Origin of the sequence: Ruegeria sp. HKCCE3926, assembly GCF_017872515.1 — a bacterium.
Lineage (GTDB): Bacteria > Pseudomonadota > Alphaproteobacteria > Rhodobacterales > Rhodobacteraceae > Ruegeria.
Genome location: NZ_JAEDOU010000008.1, coordinates 88607 through 106318, shown reverse-complemented (window position 1 = coordinate 106318; position 17712 = coordinate 88607). Strand labels below are relative to the sequence as shown.

Below are 17712 nucleotides of genomic sequence, written 5' to 3'. Positions count from 1 at the left end.
CGTGTTACCCCACCAAACCGCGTCGAAGCAGGTTCAGGCCCGCGATCAGCAATACCAACAAGGTCGCCTTGCGAAAGCTTGCCTGATCAATACGGTCCTGCAGCTTCATGCCGATCCACATCCCGGCCAGGGCCGGAACGATCAGGGCTGCCGAAAACTCAAGTGTTTCTGCATACAGAATGCCTGATCCAAGATGTGCGACCAGCAACAAAACCGCCCCCAAACCGTAGATTACGCCCTGAATTCGAATCTGTTCGGTCTTGGGGGTGTTCAGCGCTGTCAGATAGGCAACTGTCGGAGGCCCCCAAACTCCTGACATGCCGCCAACAAACCCCGCCACGCCACCTACCAGAGCCTCGACTGCGGTCGAGGGTTGGTTCAGCGCCATTCTGAACCCCAGAACCTGTAACAGAGCAAAAACTGACACAAAGCCGCCCATCAGAACCAGAAAGACAGACCCCGGGATCAATGCGACCAACTGTGCGCTCAACAGCAGAAGAAGACCGCCAACAACAAGGAAAACCCGAAAGCGCCGAATCGAGGCAAACGCGGCGACACGGCCACCGCGAAGGGCCTGCAGCCCATTGGTCACCAGCGTCGGCAGGATAAGTCCCGCCAGGGTCAGATCCGGCGGCAGAAATGAATTCAACCCTGATACCAAAATCATGGGCATCGCGAAACCAACCATGCCCTTGACCCACCCAGAGGCAAACGCGATTGCCATGGCCAACAACAGTTCCTGCGGGGAAAGAATGGAAAACAGGGTCATGCCCCCTAGATATCATCTGGATTTTCTTCTGCATTGCAAAAATGGTGGGGTAATTTTTGAACTTTTTCGCAGCGTAATAAGTATTTTTGTTGCGCTGCACGTGCAGCATGATATGACCAGACGACCGAGGAAAGGACGCGATTCATGGCCCACGACGGACAGGATATGACCGAGATGACAACTGCTGCAGTTTTGCCCGATCTTCTGAATTTGACCCGGGCTGCCCTACCCGCGGTAGAAGCTGTTTTTGAAAAAGCCCGTGAATCCGTGCGCGACATGGTCTCGGCGGATGGCCGTATCTCTGGCGCTCTGATCGAGGCAAACCAGACCGCCGCGCATGGGCTGGCATGGCTGGCCACGTATAATCAGTCGCTGCAACAAATGCAGCGCTGGGCCGAAGCACTTCAGGCCGAAGGCAAGTTCGGCGAGCTCGAGCAGTTGCTTCACCAGATCGCCTTTGGCGAGTACCTGCATCAGGTCGCAGGTGGCATCCCGATGAACCAGGGCGAGGTCGTGCGCCTTCAGGACATGGGTCTCGGCTGGGATGCGCTGTCGGGCTTTCAGTCGTCCGAAGTACAGACCTTGATGGCGCAGGCGAATTCACAAGCCGCACGCAGCCGTTTGGTCGAGCTGATGCAAGATCAGGCCGGCGCCACAATGTTCGGCGCGTCGGGCCTGGACGAAGAACTGGAAATGATCCGCGACCAGTTCCGCCGCTATGCGCAGGAAAAGGTCGAACCGTATGCCCATGAATGGCACCTCAAGGATGAGCTGATCCCGCTGGAAATCATCGAAGAACTGGCGGAAATGGGCGTTTTCGGGCTGACCATCCCGGAAGAGTTTGGCGGTTTCGGACTGTCCAAAGCATCCATGTGCGTCGTTTCCGAAGAACTGTCGCGTGGCTATATCGGCGTCGGCTCGCTGGGCACGCGTTCGGAAATCGCGGCCGAGTTGATCATTGCCGGCGGTACGGACGAGCAAAAAGCCAACTGGCTGCCAAAACTGGCCAGCGCTGAAATTCTGCCGACGGCTGTCTTCACTGAACCCAACACCGGCTCGGATCTTGGCAGCCTGCGCACCCGTGCCGTGAAGGACGAGAACGGTGATTACCGGATCACCGGCAACAAGACCTGGATCACCCACGCCGCGCGGACCCATGTCATGACGTTGCTGGCGCGGACCGATCCCGACAGCACCGATCACCGCGGCCTGTCCATGTTCCTGGCGGAAAAAACACCCGGCACGGACGACAATCCCTTCCCCACCCCCGGCATGACCGGTGGTGAGATCGAGGTTCTGGGATACCGCGGCATGAAGGAATACGAGCTGGGCTTTGACGGCTTTCACGTCAAGGGTGAAAACCTGCTGGGCGGTGAAGAAGGCAAGGGTTTCAAACAGCTGATGGAAACCTTTGAAAGTGCCCGTATCCAGACCGCCGCGCGCGCCATTGGCGTGGCGCAAAGCGCGCTGGATATCGCCATGCAATATGCCATCGACCGCAAGCAATTCGGCAAATCGCTGATCAACTTCCCGCGTGTCTCGGGCAAGCTGGCAATGATGGCGGTCGAGATCATGATCGCGCGCCAGCTGACCTATTTCAGCGCATGGGAAAAAGACCACGGCCAGCGCTGTGATCTAGAGGCCGGTATGGCCAAGCTGCTTGGCGCGCGTGTGGCCTGGGCTGCGGCGGACAACGGGCTGCAAATCCACGGCGGAAACGGCTTTGCACTGGAATACAAGATCAGCCGCGTTCTGTGCGACGCGCGTATTCTTAACATTTTCGAAGGGGCGGCCGAGATTCAGGCACAGGTCATCGCACGACGTCTGCTCGGGTGACCCATTCCGGCAGCCCTGTTTCCCCGACTGGCCCGGCGCTTGCGCCGGGTCTTTTTCCTGTTTTGTACAATCTGTACGCGGTCCGAACCATGCAGAGTGTGTTTTGTACAAAACATACCATCGCCCCTCGTAGCCCGCGTGACGGTCACAAATGACCCACGTGTTTCAAAACTTCCCCCTTTGATCCCGCCCCTTTCACCGGTAGAGCATCAGCCGAACACGAGACGTCGAAATTAACTTTTGGGATACCGCATGACCCGATCTTTCCTTGCCATGTGTGCTGTTCTTGCGGCTCTTGCTCTGGCGGCTTGCACCACGTCTCAACCGACGGTGAGCCGGAACGATATTGATGCGCTGGCTCAGTCGATCCAGGCGCTCGGGTCGGATGTCGATCCGGCCGAGGCTCAGAGGGCGGCCACAATCGCCTATTCCTACTCGCAGCAGTTGGCACGGGATTGGAATGTCACCGACCCGGCTATCATCCACAACGCCAAGGTCATCAACGGGTTCCGCGAAAAGGGCCTGTGCAATGACTGGGCCGAAGCGATGACCAAACGCTTGCGGCAGGAAAATTTCCAGACGCTGGACCTGAACTGGGCCACGTCGCCGCCGACCCCGTTTCGCATCATCCACCATTCGGCATCGATCAGCGCCAAGGGGGACACAATGTATGACGGTATCATCCTCGACCCATGGCGCAACAGCGGTGCCTTGTTCTGGGCGCCGGTGCGTGAAGATACGCGCTATAGCTGGAAACCCCGGCAGGAAGTGCGTGCGCAACTGCTGAACGGGTCTCTTCCTTACTGATCCGGTTCCAACAACATCCCCTATGCGCTAAGACCCAGCCATGACTCGTCTGATCCTGACCCTGCCCTTGTTGGCACTGTTCCAATGCGACAAGGACGAAACCGTCGCCGCCTATGGTGCGGCGGACCAGATTTGGGTGCTGCAGGAGATCGATGGTCAGCCCTATGAGGCGAGCGCTCTGCTGCGGTTTCCGGAAGAAGGCAGGATTGCCGGCAACGCTCCGTGCAACAGCTATGACGGAACACTCAACGCGCCTTACCCTTGGTTTGAGGTTCAGAACCTCAACGCGACGCGCGCCGCCTGCGCGGGACTCGAGGCGGAAGGGGTCTACTTTGCCGCCCTCATGGCCATGACCCAATCCGAGGTGTCAGGCAATGTTCTGATCCTGCGCAATGAGGACGGGCACGAGATGGTGTTCACAGCCGCCGAGTGACCTGATCCACGAACCGAGCCCGCGCTTCGGGCAGCGGATTATGCCCCAAAGACGGAGCAACGCGGTGCTCCAGGAAATATCCGGTTGTGCGCAGGGCCTCTGCGACCTCGGCATCGGGCGCAGTGCCCTCACCTCGCAGACAAGGCGGCAGAGGCAACAGCTTGTCCGCCCATTCCCCGGCGCCATTGGCGCTGACGGAACGGCCTGTTTTGGGGGATACATAGATCAATCCTTCGGTCACACCGGTCACGGCGCAGACTGTCAGATCAAGGCCAAAGCCAAGTTCGTCAAGCAACGCGAGCTCCCATCGCAGATAGGCCAGAGGCCAGACCTCGTCCTGCCCCAACAGATCCATCAACTGTTCCGTCCGGGAATAAAGCGCGGGGTGTGGTTCCCGTTCGGGCAGACAAAAGGACAACAGCGAAACGACCGCGTTCAGCCCGGACAAGGCCAGCCGCCCTGAAAAAGCGGCTGCCGCACGGGACCGCAGGGGTTCGACCTGAAAGGTGCCGATATGTTCTTCCAGCCGCGCACGCCACAGCACGTCCAATTGCGCCCCAGGTTGCAGGATCGGCGCGATCTTGCGGCTGGTCCCGCCGCGCACCACACCTGCGTGGCGCCCGTGGCCTTCGGTAAAGACCTCGATGATCGCCGCTGTTTCACCATGGCGGCGTAATGTCAGGAGTATTCCGTGATCGCGCCAGTCCAAAACCTGACCCTGTTGCTGGTTTGGTTGGTTCGCAGAAAATCCCAAGCGACGTTGGCACGCAAGAGCGGAAGTGCTTCAACCCCTTTTCAGCGCGTGTTCTTTTCCGAAGCTGCCATAGTTTTGTGACTTCGCGCCACCCGGCTTGTACGTGTTTTTACGACCCCCAACTGCGCTTCAACAAAAGGGGCCGCAGCATGATCGATGACGAACCGAAACCCGCCACATATTACGACGAACGCGAAATCTGGACACCGGACCCCACGGCGGCAGACATGCAGGTCTATGAGACATTTGCGTCAGCCATCGTCGAACTTGTGCAGGTTTTGGATGACAACAAGCCGATGTTGTCGAGGGATGTCTACGCACGCTTTTCTGCCTCTCTGCTGCACCTGTCCAGGGTGTTGGGCGAGTACGAAGACGGGTGGAACGGCGGACATGGCGCGTAATCCCAAGACATGCAAAGACTGAAGGGCAGAGCATCGGCTTTTCATTGCAACGGTCCAGTCCGATATAGCGACCAGACCTGACCACGGTGGATTCCGTTGTGCCTCAACATGAACCCGCCGCCATTCCTCAGATCACCAATGTGCCCCGGCAGAACGCGCCTGCTGCCCCTTGGCCGATGGAAACCCCGTCTGTCGTCCGGGGTATCGCCAACTGCGGGCAAAAGAATGCGTTGCTTTAATCCCGTTCAGGCCATAATGTTCTACTTATGTTCTAAAACGGGATTCCCAAAATGTCTCTTAATTACGTCATGATCGGTTCCAACGACGTTGCCAAGGCACGCAGCTATTACGACGCGGTTATGCCCCGGATCGGCGGAAAGGTCGTCGCTGAGTATATGCCGCATGCCGTATGTTATGAGCTGCGCGGCGGCGGATGCATATGGGTCGCGACACCGTTCGACAAAAAAGACGCGACGATCGGCAACGGAAACATGGTTGGCCTGCTGTGCCAAAGCACAGAGGAAGTGCGTGAGGCGCACGCGGCCGCGCTTGCAAATGGCGGAACAAACGAAGGTGATCCGGGGGACCGCCCCCAATATGGCCCAAACTTTTTTGGTGCCTACGCACGCGACCCCGATGGGAACAAGATGAGCTTTGTCTATTTTGGCGACGCGGATTGATGGCCCCGAGCATCGTCTGCGACCGCGAACAAGAAAGACCCAAGCCAGCGTGAAGTTCAGAACGTCACACCCGCATGAACCAGAATTCCTATGACCATCAGCAGGTTCAGCACCATCGAGATACCGTTGCCCACATAGATGGGCAACTTGCCGACCACCAGACCATATGCGAACCACAGGAAGGACAGCCCGGCATAAAGCGACCAGGACAGAAGCGACTGACCAGTAGCGTGTTCGGAATGGGTGAAGTAGAGCTTGATCAGTTGCGGAAGCGTGGCAAAAGGACCAACAACCCCGACAAAGACCATGAAGCTTTCGAAACGCTGCATCCAGTGGCCGAGTTCCGATTTTTCCAGTTTCTCAGCAAGCGTTTTAGCCACGAAAGCACCTCTTGGTTGCGCCTGTCCACAGGGCAAGCCAGCCCTGCCAGTGTAATTGCCGGGGTAAAATAGTCATTTTGGTCTCTGCGTCAAAGACCCGTCTGTACCGTGGTCACTCCAGCCCTTCTTCGCCCAGCAGGTGCCGCCCCTGCCGGTCTTCGACCTCGATCACCCAGAGGTCGGGGTCAAAGCTGCGTTGGCGCTGAATGGCCTGGTCCACGTCACCTTCAAGGCCGGACGAGAGTTCGACCCATTTCCGTTCGCCACTCATCAGATCAAAGCTGCGTTGGAAGGCAACGGCCTGCCCGTTTAGTGTGTTCAGCTTGACCAGAACTGCGCCTGCGGTGTCATCGCCATGGGCAACCACATAGGCCGGGATATCCTGAAATCGCAGCCGCGCCAGATAGGCGTGAACCCAGAATTCCGCCGTCAGCCGCGTCATGCGTTTCCGTCTTTGAAATCCAGCCCCATTTCCGAATACCGCTCGGATTCTTCCAGCCAATTGGGCCGGACCTTCACTTGCAGGAACAGGTGAATCCTGCGGTCGAGGAATTCTTCCAGCTCGGCCCGTGCGGCCTGACTGACGGCCTTGATCGTCTCGCCCTTCTTGCCCAGAACGATGCCCTTGTGGCCGTCGCGCATGACATAGATGACCTGATCGATCTTGGCAGAGCCGTCTTTGCGCTCTTCCCAGTTTTCGGTCTCGACGGTCAGTTGATAGGGCAATTCCTGATGTAGACGCAGGGTCAGCTTCTCGCGCGTCATTTCGGCGGCGATCATGCGCAGGGGCAGATCGGCGATCTGGTCTTCGGGATACAACCACGGGCCTTCAGGCAGTTCAGAGGCCAGCCACTTGCGCAAGTCCTCGACGCCGTGTCCCTTTTCAGCAGAGATCATGAAGGTTTCGGCAAACGGGTAGCGCGCGTTCAGGTCACTGGTCAGCGCCAGCAGCTTCTCGGACGGCACCTTGTCGATCTTGTTGATGGCCAACGCGATCGTGCGGCCCTGCCCGATCTCTTCCAGACCTTCAAGGATGCGCTCGACGCCTTCAGTAATGCCACGATGCGCCTCGACCATGAGCACAACGATGTCGGCATCCGCGGCCCCGCCCCATGCGGCGGCGACCATGGCGCGATCCAGTCGGCGGCGGGGTTTGAACAGGCCCGGCGTGTCGACGAAGACCAGTTGCGCGTCGCCTTCCATCGCCACGCCGCGGATACGCGCGCGGGTGGTCTGCACCTTATGCGTCACGATCGACACCTTGGCCCCGACCATGCGGTTCAGGAGGGTGGATTTGCCCGCATTGGGCTCTCCGATCAGGGCGATAAATCCGGCGCGTGTGGTCATGTGTCTGGCAATCCTGTCTGCAACTGCGCCCCCCTATAGCAGAAAGGGGCGGCGGGCCAGAGGGATTTGTCGCATTGCAGCCCTGCGCTTGCAGTGGCAGGACAGGATTAGATGCCCAGCCAGTTCCAGCCCGGCAGCAAATCCTTTCAGTGAGGTTGTCATGAAACGTCGCGAGTTTCTTCTTGGAAGCGGTGCCGCCGCTGGTGCGTTTGGGTTGGGCGGATGGTCGCTGGCGGCAGGCAATGCGGCGCAGGAGCTGGTGCTGCAACCCGCCAGTTACCGGCTGCGCGAAGGGCTGACCACAGGGATGGTCAGCCTGTCGCCCGATGCGCCGCCGCCGATTCTGTATGGGCGGCAGGGCGAGCCTATGCGGCTGAGCGTTCGCAACACCTTGCCGGATTATACCTCGATGCACTGGCACGGGCTGCGCATTCGAAACGGGATGGACGGGGTGCCCTACCTGACCCAAATGCCCATCGGCGAGGGCGAAAGTTTCGCCTATGAGTTCACGCCGCCGGATGCGGGCACGTATTGGTATCATCCCCATTGCATGACGATGGACCAGATGGCGCGCGGGCTGACCGGCGTGATGGTGATTGCCGAGCCGGACGAGCCGGGGTTCGACAGCGAGCAGGTGGTCAATCTGCGGGATTTCCGTCTGGACGAGAATGACGCGTTCCTGCCGGCCTATACGGCGCGAGGTGCGGCGCGGGCGGGCACGTTTGGCACGGTGCAGACCGCCAACTGGCAGAGCGAGGCGGTCTATGAACACACGGCGGGTAGTCTGGTGCGGCTGCGGGTGGTCAACACGGACACGACCCGCATCTATAGGTTGCATCCTGAGGGGGCCGAGACCCGGATCATCGCCTGGGACGGGCATCCGGTCGAGATCGATCTGCCGGTGCCAACGGCGGACGAACCGCTGTTGCTGGGCCCCGGTCAACGGGTGGATATTGCCGTCCGGATGCCCGAGGGCGAAGGGCAGTCGGCGGACCTGATAGCCAAGCTTCCCGGTCAACCACATCGCGCCATGGCGCGCTTGCGGGCGACCGGCACATCAGCGGCGCGCGATCTGAGAGAGCTGCGCCCATTGCGTGCAAACCCTGTCGCGCGCCCAGATCTTGATCAGGCCGAGTTACATGAATTCGTGTTCGGCTGGACCCCGGAAGGCGGCGCCCCGAATGACGGGTTCTGCGGGTCGTTGGGCTATAGTTTCTGGTCGATCAACCGCACACCCTGGCCGGGCGATGCGGCGCAGGAAACCGGGCCGCTGGCCGTGCTGCAACGGGGCAAGAGCTATGTTTTGCGATTGCGCAATGAATCGCCCAATCTGCACCCGATCCACCTGCACGGGCTGGCCTTCGTGCCGCTGCGATCCAACCTGCGCACCCTGCCACCGCTGATGACGGACACGATGCTGCTGTTGAAGGATGAGGTGGCGGATATCGCACTGGTGGCGGACAACCCCGGCGACTGGGCGTTTCATTGCCATGTGATCGAACATCAGAAAACCGGGCTGACCGGGTTCATCCGGGTGGAGTGATCAATGAAAACCGTCGGCCCGACACCGGACCGACAGATAGTACGGGTCAGATCACGGGTGACGGCGCAGGATGGGGTTCAGCACGGCCACAAACACGATACCGTACAAAACGTGTCCGATCAGCGCGACCCATGTGATGCCGACAAAGTTCAGGAACGGTGGCAGACCGGCAAAGGTCGTGACACCTCCGATAGCAAACACCCACAGACCGAAACCATAGATTGCCGAGGCTACAAAGATGTGGGCCGGACCCAGAACCTTGATCCAGATTGGCTGGAAAATAAGGAACCAACCCAAAGGATAGGCAATCAGGCCGACAATGTAGAAATGCACAAAGAAGCCCAGAAAAGCGTTGCTGGGCAGGCCCAGACTGGACAGCAAACTCTGCGCCAGACCTTCGGGTGACAGGTTGGCCCAGCCGATCCCGGGACTGACAACCTGCCCCCAGAAATCGAAGGCCATGGTTGCCACAAACCCGGCAATGAACAGAAAGCCGATATTGACGAGCGAGAGTTTTGCACGTTGCATTAGATTGCCTTTTTTATGTTGTTTCCTGAGTGCTTTGACCTGCCGTAGCCTGACTGGTGCCAAAACGACTGATACCCAGATACAGGTCGTCTGTCGTGGCTTCTATAGTCTTCAAGTTAGATTGAAGTTTGTGACAGGCCGAGCTTAAACTGAGATCAGCCGACCCGCTCCAGCAAGGCCTTGGCGGCCGCCTGTTCGGCCTGGCGCTTGGAACCTGCCGTGGCTTGTGCCTCGGTTCCGTCCTGAAGGCGGGCGGCGATGGTGAAGACGGGGGCGTGGTCGGGGCCGCTGCGTTTGACCTCGACATAGCTGGGTGGTTTCTGGCCGCGCGCCTGCGCCCATTCCTGAAGCGCGGTTTTGGCGTCGCGGGCGTCGGCCTCGACCTTGTGGATGCGGTCCCCCCAGAGGGCGAGGATGACATCGCGGGCGGCCTCAAACCCCGTATCTCGATAGATGGCAGCGATCACGGCCTCCATCGCGTCGCCCAGCAGCGCTTGCTTGCGACGGCCACCGGACAGCATCTCGGACCGGCCGAGTTTCAACACCGCGCCCAGGTCAATCTGGCGGGCCACATCAGCGCAGGCTTCTTTGCGGACCAGTGCGTTGAACCGTGGGGCCAACTGACCCTCGGACGCCTTCTTGTCAGCTTCAAGCAGCGCAGTGGCCATGACAAGGCCCAGCACCCGGTCTCCCAGAAACTCCAGCCGCTGATTGTCGGGGCGGGTGGACGAAGACACCGAGCCATGGGTCAGCGCGCGCACCAGCAGTTCGGGGTTTTTGAACTCATACCCCAATCGCCGCTGGAACGCCTTTATTTCAGCCGAGAGCTTCAATTGACCGCCTTGAAGAACCGATCACCGCGCCATGTCCAGAAGAACAGCATCGAACGGCCCGCGGACGAGAACATGATCCGGTCGGCACGACCGATCAGGTTTTCGTAAGGCACGTATCCGACACCACCGGCAGATTGCGGCAGACGGCTGTCGCTGGAATTGTCACGGTTGTCACCCATGAAGAAATAATGACCCTCGGGCACGGTATAGATGCCGGTATTGTCCGATGCCTGGTTGCCGATATTCAGCACGTCATAGGACACACCGTTGGGCAGGGTTTCGATCAGGCGCGACTTTTCACAGGTACCACCGATTCCAACAGGGCCGTTTTCACAGCGGGGGCGCAGGCGCTGCGGGCCTTGCGGTTCGGCAATTTCAGTAAACACGCCGTCGGGCTGCTGAGGAACCGGAGTGCCATTGAGGATGATCTGGCCATTGCGGACCTGGATCCGGTCGCCCGGCAACCCAATCAGGCGTTTGATATAATCACGCCCGGTGACCGGATGGCGAAAGACGATGACATCGCCACGTTCGGGATCACCGCCCCAGATACGGGTATTGTCTTCGCCCTGCATCCAGCCACAGATATCTTCGGCATCCACGTTCAGGCCGACGCTGGGGATGATCAGGCTGGGGCAGGATGCGTAGGAATAGCCATAGGCCATCTTGTTGACGAAGAGGAAATCGCCGATCAGCAGCGTCTGCTTCATCGAGCCCGAGGGGATCCAGAACGGTTGAAAGAAGAGGGTGCGGAACACGCCGGCAATCAACAGCGCGTAGACGATGGTCTTGATCGTCTCCCAGACGGGATTTCCGGTTTTGGCGTCCTCGGCCATTCTGCTCGCTCCAGTTCTTTGCTTGGCTTCGCTGCTACATGCGGGGGGGATGGGGGCAAGTCAAGGCTGCGCGGGCTGATCTTGAACCGGACGCGCCTCGATCACCACAAAAGCCTGCGCCCAGGGGTGATCATCGGTCAGGGTGACGTGGATGATCGCCTCGTGCCCGTCGGGGGTCATTTCCTTGAGGCGCTCGGCGGCCCAGCCGGTCACGTGCATCACCGGTTGGCCGGTGCGCAGATTGGTGACGGCCATGTCCTTCCACGAAATGCCCATGCGCAGGCCGGTGCCGAGCGCTTTGGAACAGGCCTCTTTCGCGGCCCAGCGTTTGGCATAGGTTCCGGCCGTATCGGCGCGGCGTTCGGCCTTGCGCTGTTCGGTGTCGGTGAAGACCCGGTTGCGGAAGCGGTCGCCGAACCGGTCGAGCGTGCCCTGGATGCGGTCGATGTTTGCGAGGTCTGTGCCGATTCCGAGGATCATGACAACCGCACCGTGAGGATCTTGTAACTCGCCACCCCGAAGAACCCGGCAAAGGCGAAATCGAACCAGCGGCGGGCGCGGCGGTAGGTTCGAACCAGGCGTTCGGAGGAAAACAGAAACGCATAGCCGATAAAAATCATCAACGATCCAGCATAGAGCATGGTGAAATAGCCCAGCAGCATCGACAGGCTGGCATCGCTGGGGGCGACGATGGCATAGATCGAGCCCCAGCTGAGGATCGCCTTGGGGTTCGTCAGGTGGATGGCGGCACCTTTGGCGAAGATCGTCGGCAGCGCGCCCGTGACCGGTCTGCCCAAAGCGACCTCATCCGCGGTCATCGCGCGGCGCAGGGCCTTGAGGGCCAGCCAACCCAGATAGGCCACGCCGACATAGCGGATCACTTCGAACACCCAGACATTGGCCAGCATGATCGCCGACAGGCCAAGCGCTGCAGCAATGCCCCAGGCGGCGGACCCGGCACAGATGCCCAGCGCGAAGACCAGACCGGCGCGGCGGCCTTCGTTCATGGCGGTTCCGGCAATGCCCATCGTGGCGGGGCCCGGAGAGCCCCCGGCCATCAGCCAGGCGAACCAGATGGCGACAAAGCCGGGGGTGATCACGCGCGCGCCTCGTCCATCAGGCGACGCATTGCCTGAATGGCCGGGGTCATGCCCAGAAAAATCGCCTCGCCAATCAGGAAATGACCGATATTCAGCTCTTTTACTTCTGGGAAAGCGGCAACCGGTTTTACGGTGTCATAGGTCAGGCCATGGCCCGCATGAACCTCGAGCCCAAGCGAATGGGCGAAGGTGGACATCTGGCGCAGCGACTCAAGCTCGCGTTCGGCATCTTCCATGCGACCTTCGGCATGGGCGTCGCAATAGGCGCCGGTGTGCAGCTCGATCACTTCGGCACCAATGCGATGCGCGGCTTCGATCTGACGCTGATCGGCGGCAATGAAGATCGACACGCGGCAGCCGGCCTCACGCAGGGGCGCGATGAAATGCGCCAGCTTGTTTTCCTCGCGCGCGACTTCAAGCCCGCCTTCGGTCGTGCGCTCTTCGCGCTTTTCAGGCACGATGCAGACCGCGTGAGGCTTGTGGCGCAGGGCGATTTTCTGCATCTCGGGCGTCGCGGCCATCTCAAAATTCAGCGGCACCGACAGAACCTCCATCAACCCGTCGATATCGGCGTCCGAGATATGGCGTCGATCTTCGCGCAGATGCGCGGTGATGCCATCCGCCCCCGCTTCTTCCGCCAGTTTGGCAGCGCGCAGCGGATCTGGATAATCCCCACCCCGCGCATTGCGCACGGTGGCCACGTGATCGATGTTCACACCCAGACGCAGATGGTTCTCAGACATCACTCGATTCCTTTTGCATGTTTCTGCCCGAGCCTAGAGGCTCTGCCGAAGAAACGGCAGCCGAATCTTCGGCCAAACGCTTGATTTCCTCGAACTTCGCCTTGATCCTGGCGCGGCGGCGCTGCTGATACGTCAGGATCAGCGGCAGGCTGAGGTAATAGCAGATCACCCCCGCAACGACGCCCGGAATGATCCCACCGATCATATAGGGATAGAAGACGTCATCGTAGAACTGCGACAGCCCGTGCCAGTCGGCCAGGCGATCCGTAAACAACGCCAGAAAATTGTTCTTGAGGTCCCCTATAGCGCTGGCGAATTTGCCCATCAGCCCTTGTGTGTCGCCTTCTTCGTATTCTGTCCCCAGCAGGAAATGCCCAGTCTGAAGACAGATCACCCCGATCGGAACATAGGTGAGCGGGTTGCCAAAAAACGTGCCGCTGAGCGCGGCCAGAATATTTCCCTTGATCAGCCGGGCACCGATGGCGGCGACAAGAAAATGCAACCCGTAAAACGGCGTAAAGGCCGCGAAAACACCCGCCCCTATACCGCGCGCGATCCGGTCAGGGGTATCCGGCAAGCGCCGGACGCGGTGTTTCACGTAATGGAAGGCGCGGGTCCATCCGCCACGCGGATAGACGAAATCCGATGCAATCTGGACTGGAGAGCGTCGGTCTCGGCGCTTGAATACCACCCGTGATCACCCCTTCTCAGCCAGCCGCGGTCGCGGTTTTGGTCCGGTCCCGATAACGTTCGACCGCTGCAACGTCGCTTTCCGCCTCCAGCATCAGCATGAGTGAATGAAGCTGTTCAAGGTCGCGCAGTTCGACATTGATCAGAAGGCGGTAAAAATCCGGTTTGCGGTCAACAAATTCCAGGTTCGAGATATTGGCCTTTTTCTCGCCGATCAATGTGCAAATACGCCCCAGAACCCCGGCATCGTTGCCAATGGTCAGATCCAGCGTCGCGCCATAGACGGCCGGGTGCGTGCCCGAATGCCAGTGCAGATCGACCCACCGGTCAGGTTCGCCTTCGAACTCGCTGAGCCGATCGCAATCGATGGCATGCACGACCACGCCCTTGCCCCGATAGGTGATACCGACGATACGTTCCCCCGGCAGCGGCTGACAGCAGGGGGCCCGGTCGAACTTCTGCCCCGGCTCCAGGCCAATCACCGCACGGCGCAGCGGAATGGCGTCGCCGTCGTCCTTGGCAAGTTCGGGATAGACGGCCTGAACCACCTCATGTGCGGTCAGTTCGGCGCTGCCAAGGCGGGCCAGCAGCTCGTGCCGGTCTTTCAGGCGCAGGTGTTTTGCTGCGGTATCGAGCGCCTTGTCGGTCGCCTTGCGGCCCACGTGCTCGAACCCGGAACGGGCAAGTTCCTTGCCCAGCTTGATGAATCGTTCCCGATCCACCTCGCGCAGGGCGCGGCGAATGGCGGTACGGGCCTTGCCGGTGACTGCAATCTCCAGCCACGTGACCTGCGGCGTCTGACCATCGGCGGTAATGATGTCCACGGACTGGCCATTCTTGAGCCGCGTCCAGAGCGGAACGCGGATCCCGTCAACCTTGGCCCCGACACAGGCATGACCGATCCGGGTGTGAATGGCATAGGCAAAATCGATCGGCGTCGCGCCACGCGGCAGCTTCACCACGTCGCCCTTGGGGGTGAAACAGAACACCTGGTCCGAATACATCTCGAGCTTGACGGCCTCGAGGAAGTCTTCGTGATCTTCCTCGTTGTCGAACTGCTCGGTCAGATTGGAAATCCATTTGGCCGGGTCGACGGCGAAGGGGTTCTCGGTGCGCACACCGTCGCGATAGGACCAATGCGCCGCGACCCCGGTTTCGGCCACGTCGTGCATCTGGCGGGTGCGGATCTGGACCTCGACCCGTTTGCCGTCCCGGCCGGAAACCGTGGTGTGGATCGAGCGGTAACCGTTCGATTTGGGCTGGCTGATATAGTCCTTGAAGCGCCCCGGCACCGCGCGCCAGCGCTGGTGGATGGCCCCCAGGGTTCGATAGCAGTCTTCCTCGGTCTGGGTGATGATGCGGAACCCATAGATGTCGGACAGGCGCGAAAAGCCCTGATCCTTTTCCTGCATCTTGCGCCAGATCGAATAGGGTTTCTTGGCTCGGCCGAACACCTCGGCCTCGATCCCGGCCTTTTCCAACTCGTGCCGCATGTCGCCGGTGATGCGATGGATCACGTCGCCGGTCTCGCGTTGCAGGGTGATAAAGCGACGGATGATCGACTGGCGGCCTTCGGGATTGAGAACACGGAAAGCCAGGTCTTCCAGTTCCTCGCGCATCCACTGCATACCCATCCGGCCCGCAAGCGGTGCGTAGATGTCCATCGTCTCGCGGGCCTTGACGATCTGTTTTTCGGGACGCATCGCCTTGATCGTCCGCATGTTGTGCAAACGGTCGGCCAGCTTGACCAGAATGACGCGCAAGTCCTTGGACATGGCCATGAACAGCTTGCGGAAGTTCTCGGCCTGCTTGGTCTCGCGACTGGACAGTTGCAGATTGGTCAGCTTGGTGACGCCGTCGACCAGTTTGGCGACTTCATCCCCGAAAAGTTCAGCCACCTTGCCATAGTTGGCCTTGGTGTCTTCGATCGTGTCGTGAAGCAGCGCCGTGATTATGGTCGCATCATCCAGACGCTGTTCGGTCAGGATGGCGGCAACGGCAACGGGATGAGTGAAATAGGGCTCGCCGGAATGGCGGAACTGCCCTTCGTGCATCTGCTGGCCAAATTCATAGGCCAGCGCAATGCGGTCAGCATTCGTCTTGGGATTGTAGTTGCGGACCAGCGCAATCAGATCGTCAGCAGAAATCATCCGGTCCGCACCTTCGTCTTCAGGGCTTACCCCTGCCCTTGAGCCTCCATCAGAGCGCGCAGGAGCTTCTCTTCCGACATGTCGTCCATGGCGGGTTTGTCCGTTTCGGCACCCATCAGCAGCGCCATCTGATCTTCTTCGGGCTCATCAACCTCGATCTGGGTCTGGTTGGCCTCGATCAGGCGCTCGCGCAGTTCGTCCGCGCTTTGGGTTTCATCGGCGATCTCACGCAGAGACACGACAGGGTTCTTGTCGTTGTCGCGGTCAACGGTAATCGCTGCACCGGCGGAAATCTCACGCGCCCGATGGGCGGCGAGCATCACCAGCTCGAACCGGTTTGGAACCTTGTCTACGCAATCTTCAACCGTCACGCGGGCCATTGGGCGCTCTCCGTTTCTGAATCCATGTCAGGAAGGGGTTTATCTAAGCGCGAATCCGCGCCTTGACAAGCAGGAAATGCTGCATTTGCACGGATCACAGCGCCGTGACCGCCGCAACCTCTGCCGCGGGAAGGGTCTGGATCATCTCGCAGACGGTGCGACCCATAACCGGATGACGCCAGTCGGGCACGATATCGGCCATCGGCACCAGGACAAAGGCGCGATCCTGAAGGCGCGGATGCGGCAAGATCAACTGATCCGGTGCCTCTTGCCTTTGCGCGTCGGTCGGCAGGGTCCGCCAGCGATCAAACGTGGCGCGATCCGGCAGGACCAGATCTTGGAAACAGACCAGATCCAGGTCCAGCGTCCGCATCCCCCAGCGCTGCACCCGTTCACGCCCGAATTCCTGTTCCACCTCGTGCAGCACCTGCAACAGCTGCGACGGAGATTTCTCGGTCGCAATCAGCGCCGCAGCATTCACATAATCCGGGCCGGCCCCGGAGGGAAAGCACGGGGTGGAAAAAAAACGACTGACGGAGCGAATCACCACATCGTGACGCGATAACGCGTCAAGCGCGTTCTGAAGTGTTACATCGGGACCATTTCCTCTCAAATCGAGATTTGCGCCCAGCGCAACAACGGCATTTGGCATGGATTTGCTCATGTGATACCCTACATTCGACCCATTGCATACTTGCGATAATCGACAGAAGTTCTAATTATGGGCGTACCAGAGCGCGTCATTTTATCACTCACTCACTCACGTAACGCGGCACGCACTGGATTATACCGGAAGGGAACATTTATGTTTTATAAAGACGAACGGCTAGCGCTGTTCATCGACGGCTCGAATCTTTATGCTGCGGCAAAAGCACTCGGTTTCGACATTGACTACAAACTTCTGCGGCAGGAATTCATGCGCCGCGGCAAGCTTCTTCGGGCCTTCTATTATACAGCGCTGCTGGAAAACGACGAGTATTCGCCGATCCGCCCATTGGTTGACTGGCTGCATTACAACGGCTTCACCATGGTCACGAAACCGGCCAAGGAATACACCGACAGCATGGGGCGTCGGAAAGTCAAAGGAAATATGGATATCGAGCTTACCGTCGATGCCATGGAACTGGCGCCGCGCGTCGATCATATCGTGCTGTTCTCGGGTGATGGGGATTTCCGCCCGCTGATCGCCAGCCTGCAACGGCAGGGCGTGCGCGTATCGGTGGTTTCGACAATCCGCAGCCAACCGCCGATGATCTCGGACGAACTGCGCCGCCAGGCCGACAATTTCATCGAACTGGAAGATCTGCGCGATGTCATCGGTCGCCCGCCGCGTGAAATGCCGACGGAGCATCGCAGCGTCGCTGTTGCCAGCAACAGCTGACAAGGCGACAAGCCTGTCATGATGGGGAAAAAATTTGCGCGGTCAGGACATCAGTCCTGGCCGCGCTTCTTTAACAAGGTACAGGTGCTTAAACATCACCCTAGTAGCAACGATTCGTGTC

At 59.6% G+C, this 17712-nt stretch carries 22 protein-coding genes; 7 read left to right on the top strand and 15 right to left on the bottom strand.

Annotation, left to right across the window (positions count from 1 at the left end):
* Positions 1–4: 4 nt before the first annotated feature.
* Positions 5–769 carry a sulfite exporter TauE/SafE family protein gene (locus I9184_RS17595; RefSeq protein WP_171724859.1) on the bottom strand — a complete coding sequence of 255 codons (765 nt, stop codon included), beginning with the start codon at positions 767–769 and terminating at the stop codon, positions 5–7.
* Positions 770–913: 144 nt separating this feature from the next.
* Between I9184_RS17595 and I9184_RS17590 the strand changes: the two genes are divergently transcribed.
* From I9184_RS17590 to I9184_RS17580, 3 genes are all read left to right on the top strand, one after another.
* Positions 914–2605: an acyl-CoA dehydrogenase family protein gene (locus tag I9184_RS17590; RefSeq protein ID WP_171637546.1), complete on the top strand. Its 1692-nt coding sequence runs from the start codon at positions 914–916 to the stop codon at positions 2603–2605.
* A 252-nt stretch (positions 2606–2857) separates the two neighbouring features.
* Positions 2858–3412 carry a hypothetical protein gene (locus I9184_RS17585; RefSeq protein ID WP_209835296.1) on the top strand — a complete coding sequence of 185 codons (555 nt, stop codon included), beginning with the start codon at positions 2858–2860 and terminating at the stop codon, positions 3410–3412.
* 40 nt (positions 3413–3452) lie between these two features.
* Positions 3453–3845: an META domain-containing protein gene (locus I9184_RS17580; protein ID WP_171637551.1), complete on the top strand. Its 393-nt coding sequence runs from the start codon at positions 3453–3455 to the stop codon at positions 3843–3845.
* Here I9184_RS17580 and recO read toward each other — a convergent pair.
* Positions 3829–4554 carry a DNA repair protein RecO gene (recO, locus tag I9184_RS17575; RefSeq protein WP_209835295.1) on the bottom strand — a complete coding sequence of 242 codons (726 nt, stop codon included), beginning with the start codon at positions 4552–4554 and terminating at the stop codon, positions 3829–3831. The genes I9184_RS17580 and recO overlap by 17 nt on opposite strands.
* 194 nt (positions 4555–4748) lie before the next feature.
* Between recO and I9184_RS17570 the strand changes: the two genes are divergently transcribed.
* Together I9184_RS17570 and I9184_RS17565 are read left to right on the top strand one after the other, a co-directional pair.
* On the top strand, positions 4749–5000 hold the full coding sequence (locus I9184_RS17570) for a hypothetical protein (RefSeq protein ID WP_171724857.1): 252 nt from the start codon (positions 4749–4751) through the stop codon (positions 4998–5000).
* 290 nt (positions 5001–5290) lie between these two features.
* On the top strand, positions 5291–5680 hold the full coding sequence (locus tag I9184_RS17565; protein WP_171637555.1) for a VOC family protein: 390 nt from the start codon (positions 5291–5293) through the stop codon (positions 5678–5680).
* A gap of 56 nt (positions 5681–5736) precedes the next feature.
* Here the strand turns inward: I9184_RS17565 and I9184_RS17560 are convergent, their stop codons facing one another.
* The 3 genes from I9184_RS17560 to era all read right to left on the bottom strand — a co-directional run bounded on the left by I9184_RS17560 (position 5737) and on the right by era (position 7407).
* Complete coding sequence (locus I9184_RS17560; protein ID WP_171637557.1) at positions 5737–6060, bottom strand: SemiSWEET transporter; 324 nt, start codon at positions 6058–6060, stop codon at positions 5737–5739.
* 112 nt (positions 6061–6172) lie between these two features.
* Complete coding sequence (locus tag I9184_RS17555; RefSeq protein ID WP_171724856.1) at positions 6173–6502, bottom strand: DUF1491 family protein; 330 nt, start codon at positions 6500–6502, stop codon at positions 6173–6175.
* Positions 6499–7407: a GTPase Era gene (gene era / locus I9184_RS17550; protein ID WP_171169156.1), complete on the bottom strand. Its 909-nt coding sequence runs from the start codon at positions 7405–7407 to the stop codon at positions 6499–6501. Before era ends, I9184_RS17555 begins: the two co-directional genes overlap by 4 nt.
* Before the next feature lie 160 nt (positions 7408–7567).
* Here era and I9184_RS17545 point away from each other — a divergent pair, with 160 nt between their 5' ends.
* A complete protein-coding gene (locus I9184_RS17545; protein ID WP_209835294.1) occupies positions 7568–8950 on the top strand; it encodes a multicopper oxidase family protein in 1383 nt (460 codons plus the stop codon).
* A gap of 51 nt (positions 8951–9001) precedes the next feature.
* Here the strand turns inward: I9184_RS17545 and I9184_RS17540 are convergent, their stop codons facing one another.
* From I9184_RS17540 to folK, 10 genes are all read right to left on the bottom strand, one after another.
* Positions 9002–9478, bottom strand: coding sequence for a hypothetical protein (locus I9184_RS17540; protein ID WP_209835293.1), 477 nt, complete (start codon positions 9476–9478; stop codon positions 9002–9004).
* A 155-nt stretch (positions 9479–9633) separates the two neighbouring features.
* Positions 9634–10311: a ribonuclease III gene (gene rnc / locus I9184_RS17535; RefSeq protein ID WP_171637563.1), complete on the bottom strand. Its 678-nt coding sequence runs from the start codon at positions 10309–10311 to the stop codon at positions 9634–9636.
* Entirely contained in the window at positions 10308–11147 is an 840-nt protein-coding gene (gene lepB / locus I9184_RS17530) for a signal peptidase I (protein WP_171229134.1), read from the bottom strand. Before lepB ends, rnc begins: the two co-directional genes overlap by 4 nt.
* A gap of 60 nt (positions 11148–11207) precedes the next feature.
* A complete protein-coding gene (gene acpS / locus I9184_RS17525) occupies positions 11208–11627 on the bottom strand; it encodes a holo-ACP synthase (RefSeq protein WP_171637565.1) in 420 nt (139 codons plus the stop codon).
* Positions 11624–12247 carry a LysE family translocator gene (locus tag I9184_RS17520; RefSeq protein ID WP_209835292.1) on the bottom strand — a complete coding sequence of 208 codons (624 nt, stop codon included), beginning with the start codon at positions 12245–12247 and terminating at the stop codon, positions 11624–11626. Before I9184_RS17520 ends, acpS begins: the two co-directional genes overlap by 4 nt.
* Complete coding sequence (locus I9184_RS17515; protein ID WP_171637569.1) at positions 12244–12990, bottom strand: pyridoxine 5'-phosphate synthase; 747 nt, start codon at positions 12988–12990, stop codon at positions 12244–12246. Before I9184_RS17515 ends, I9184_RS17520 begins: the two co-directional genes overlap by 4 nt.
* Positions 12983–13681, bottom strand: a complete 699-nt coding sequence (locus I9184_RS17510; RefSeq protein ID WP_171637570.1) for a DUF2062 domain-containing protein — start codon at positions 13679–13681, stop codon at positions 12983–12985. The genes I9184_RS17515 and I9184_RS17510 overlap by 8 nt, the downstream gene beginning before the upstream one ends.
* Before the next feature lie 16 nt (positions 13682–13697).
* The gene (locus I9184_RS17505) at positions 13698–15830 is read right to left on the bottom strand and encodes a bifunctional (p)ppGpp synthetase/guanosine-3',5'-bis(diphosphate) 3'-pyrophosphohydrolase (protein ID WP_171637571.1); all 2133 of its coding nucleotides are present in this window, start codon (positions 15828–15830) and stop codon (positions 13698–13700) included.
* A 26-nt stretch (positions 15831–15856) separates the two neighbouring features.
* Entirely contained in the window at positions 15857–16210 is a 354-nt protein-coding gene (gene rpoZ, locus I9184_RS17500; RefSeq protein WP_117869873.1) for a DNA-directed RNA polymerase subunit omega, read from the bottom strand.
* 94 nt (positions 16211–16304) lie between these two features.
* On the bottom strand, positions 16305–16874 hold the full coding sequence (folK, locus tag I9184_RS17495; protein WP_171637572.1) for a 2-amino-4-hydroxy-6-hydroxymethyldihydropteridine diphosphokinase: 570 nt from the start codon (positions 16872–16874) through the stop codon (positions 16305–16307).
* A 141-nt stretch (positions 16875–17015) separates the two neighbouring features.
* Between folK and I9184_RS17490 the strand changes: the two genes are divergently transcribed.
* Complete coding sequence (locus I9184_RS17490) at positions 17016–17591, top strand: NYN domain-containing protein (RefSeq protein ID WP_117869875.1); 576 nt, start codon at positions 17016–17018, stop codon at positions 17589–17591.
* Positions 17592–17712 lie beyond the last annotated feature (121 nt).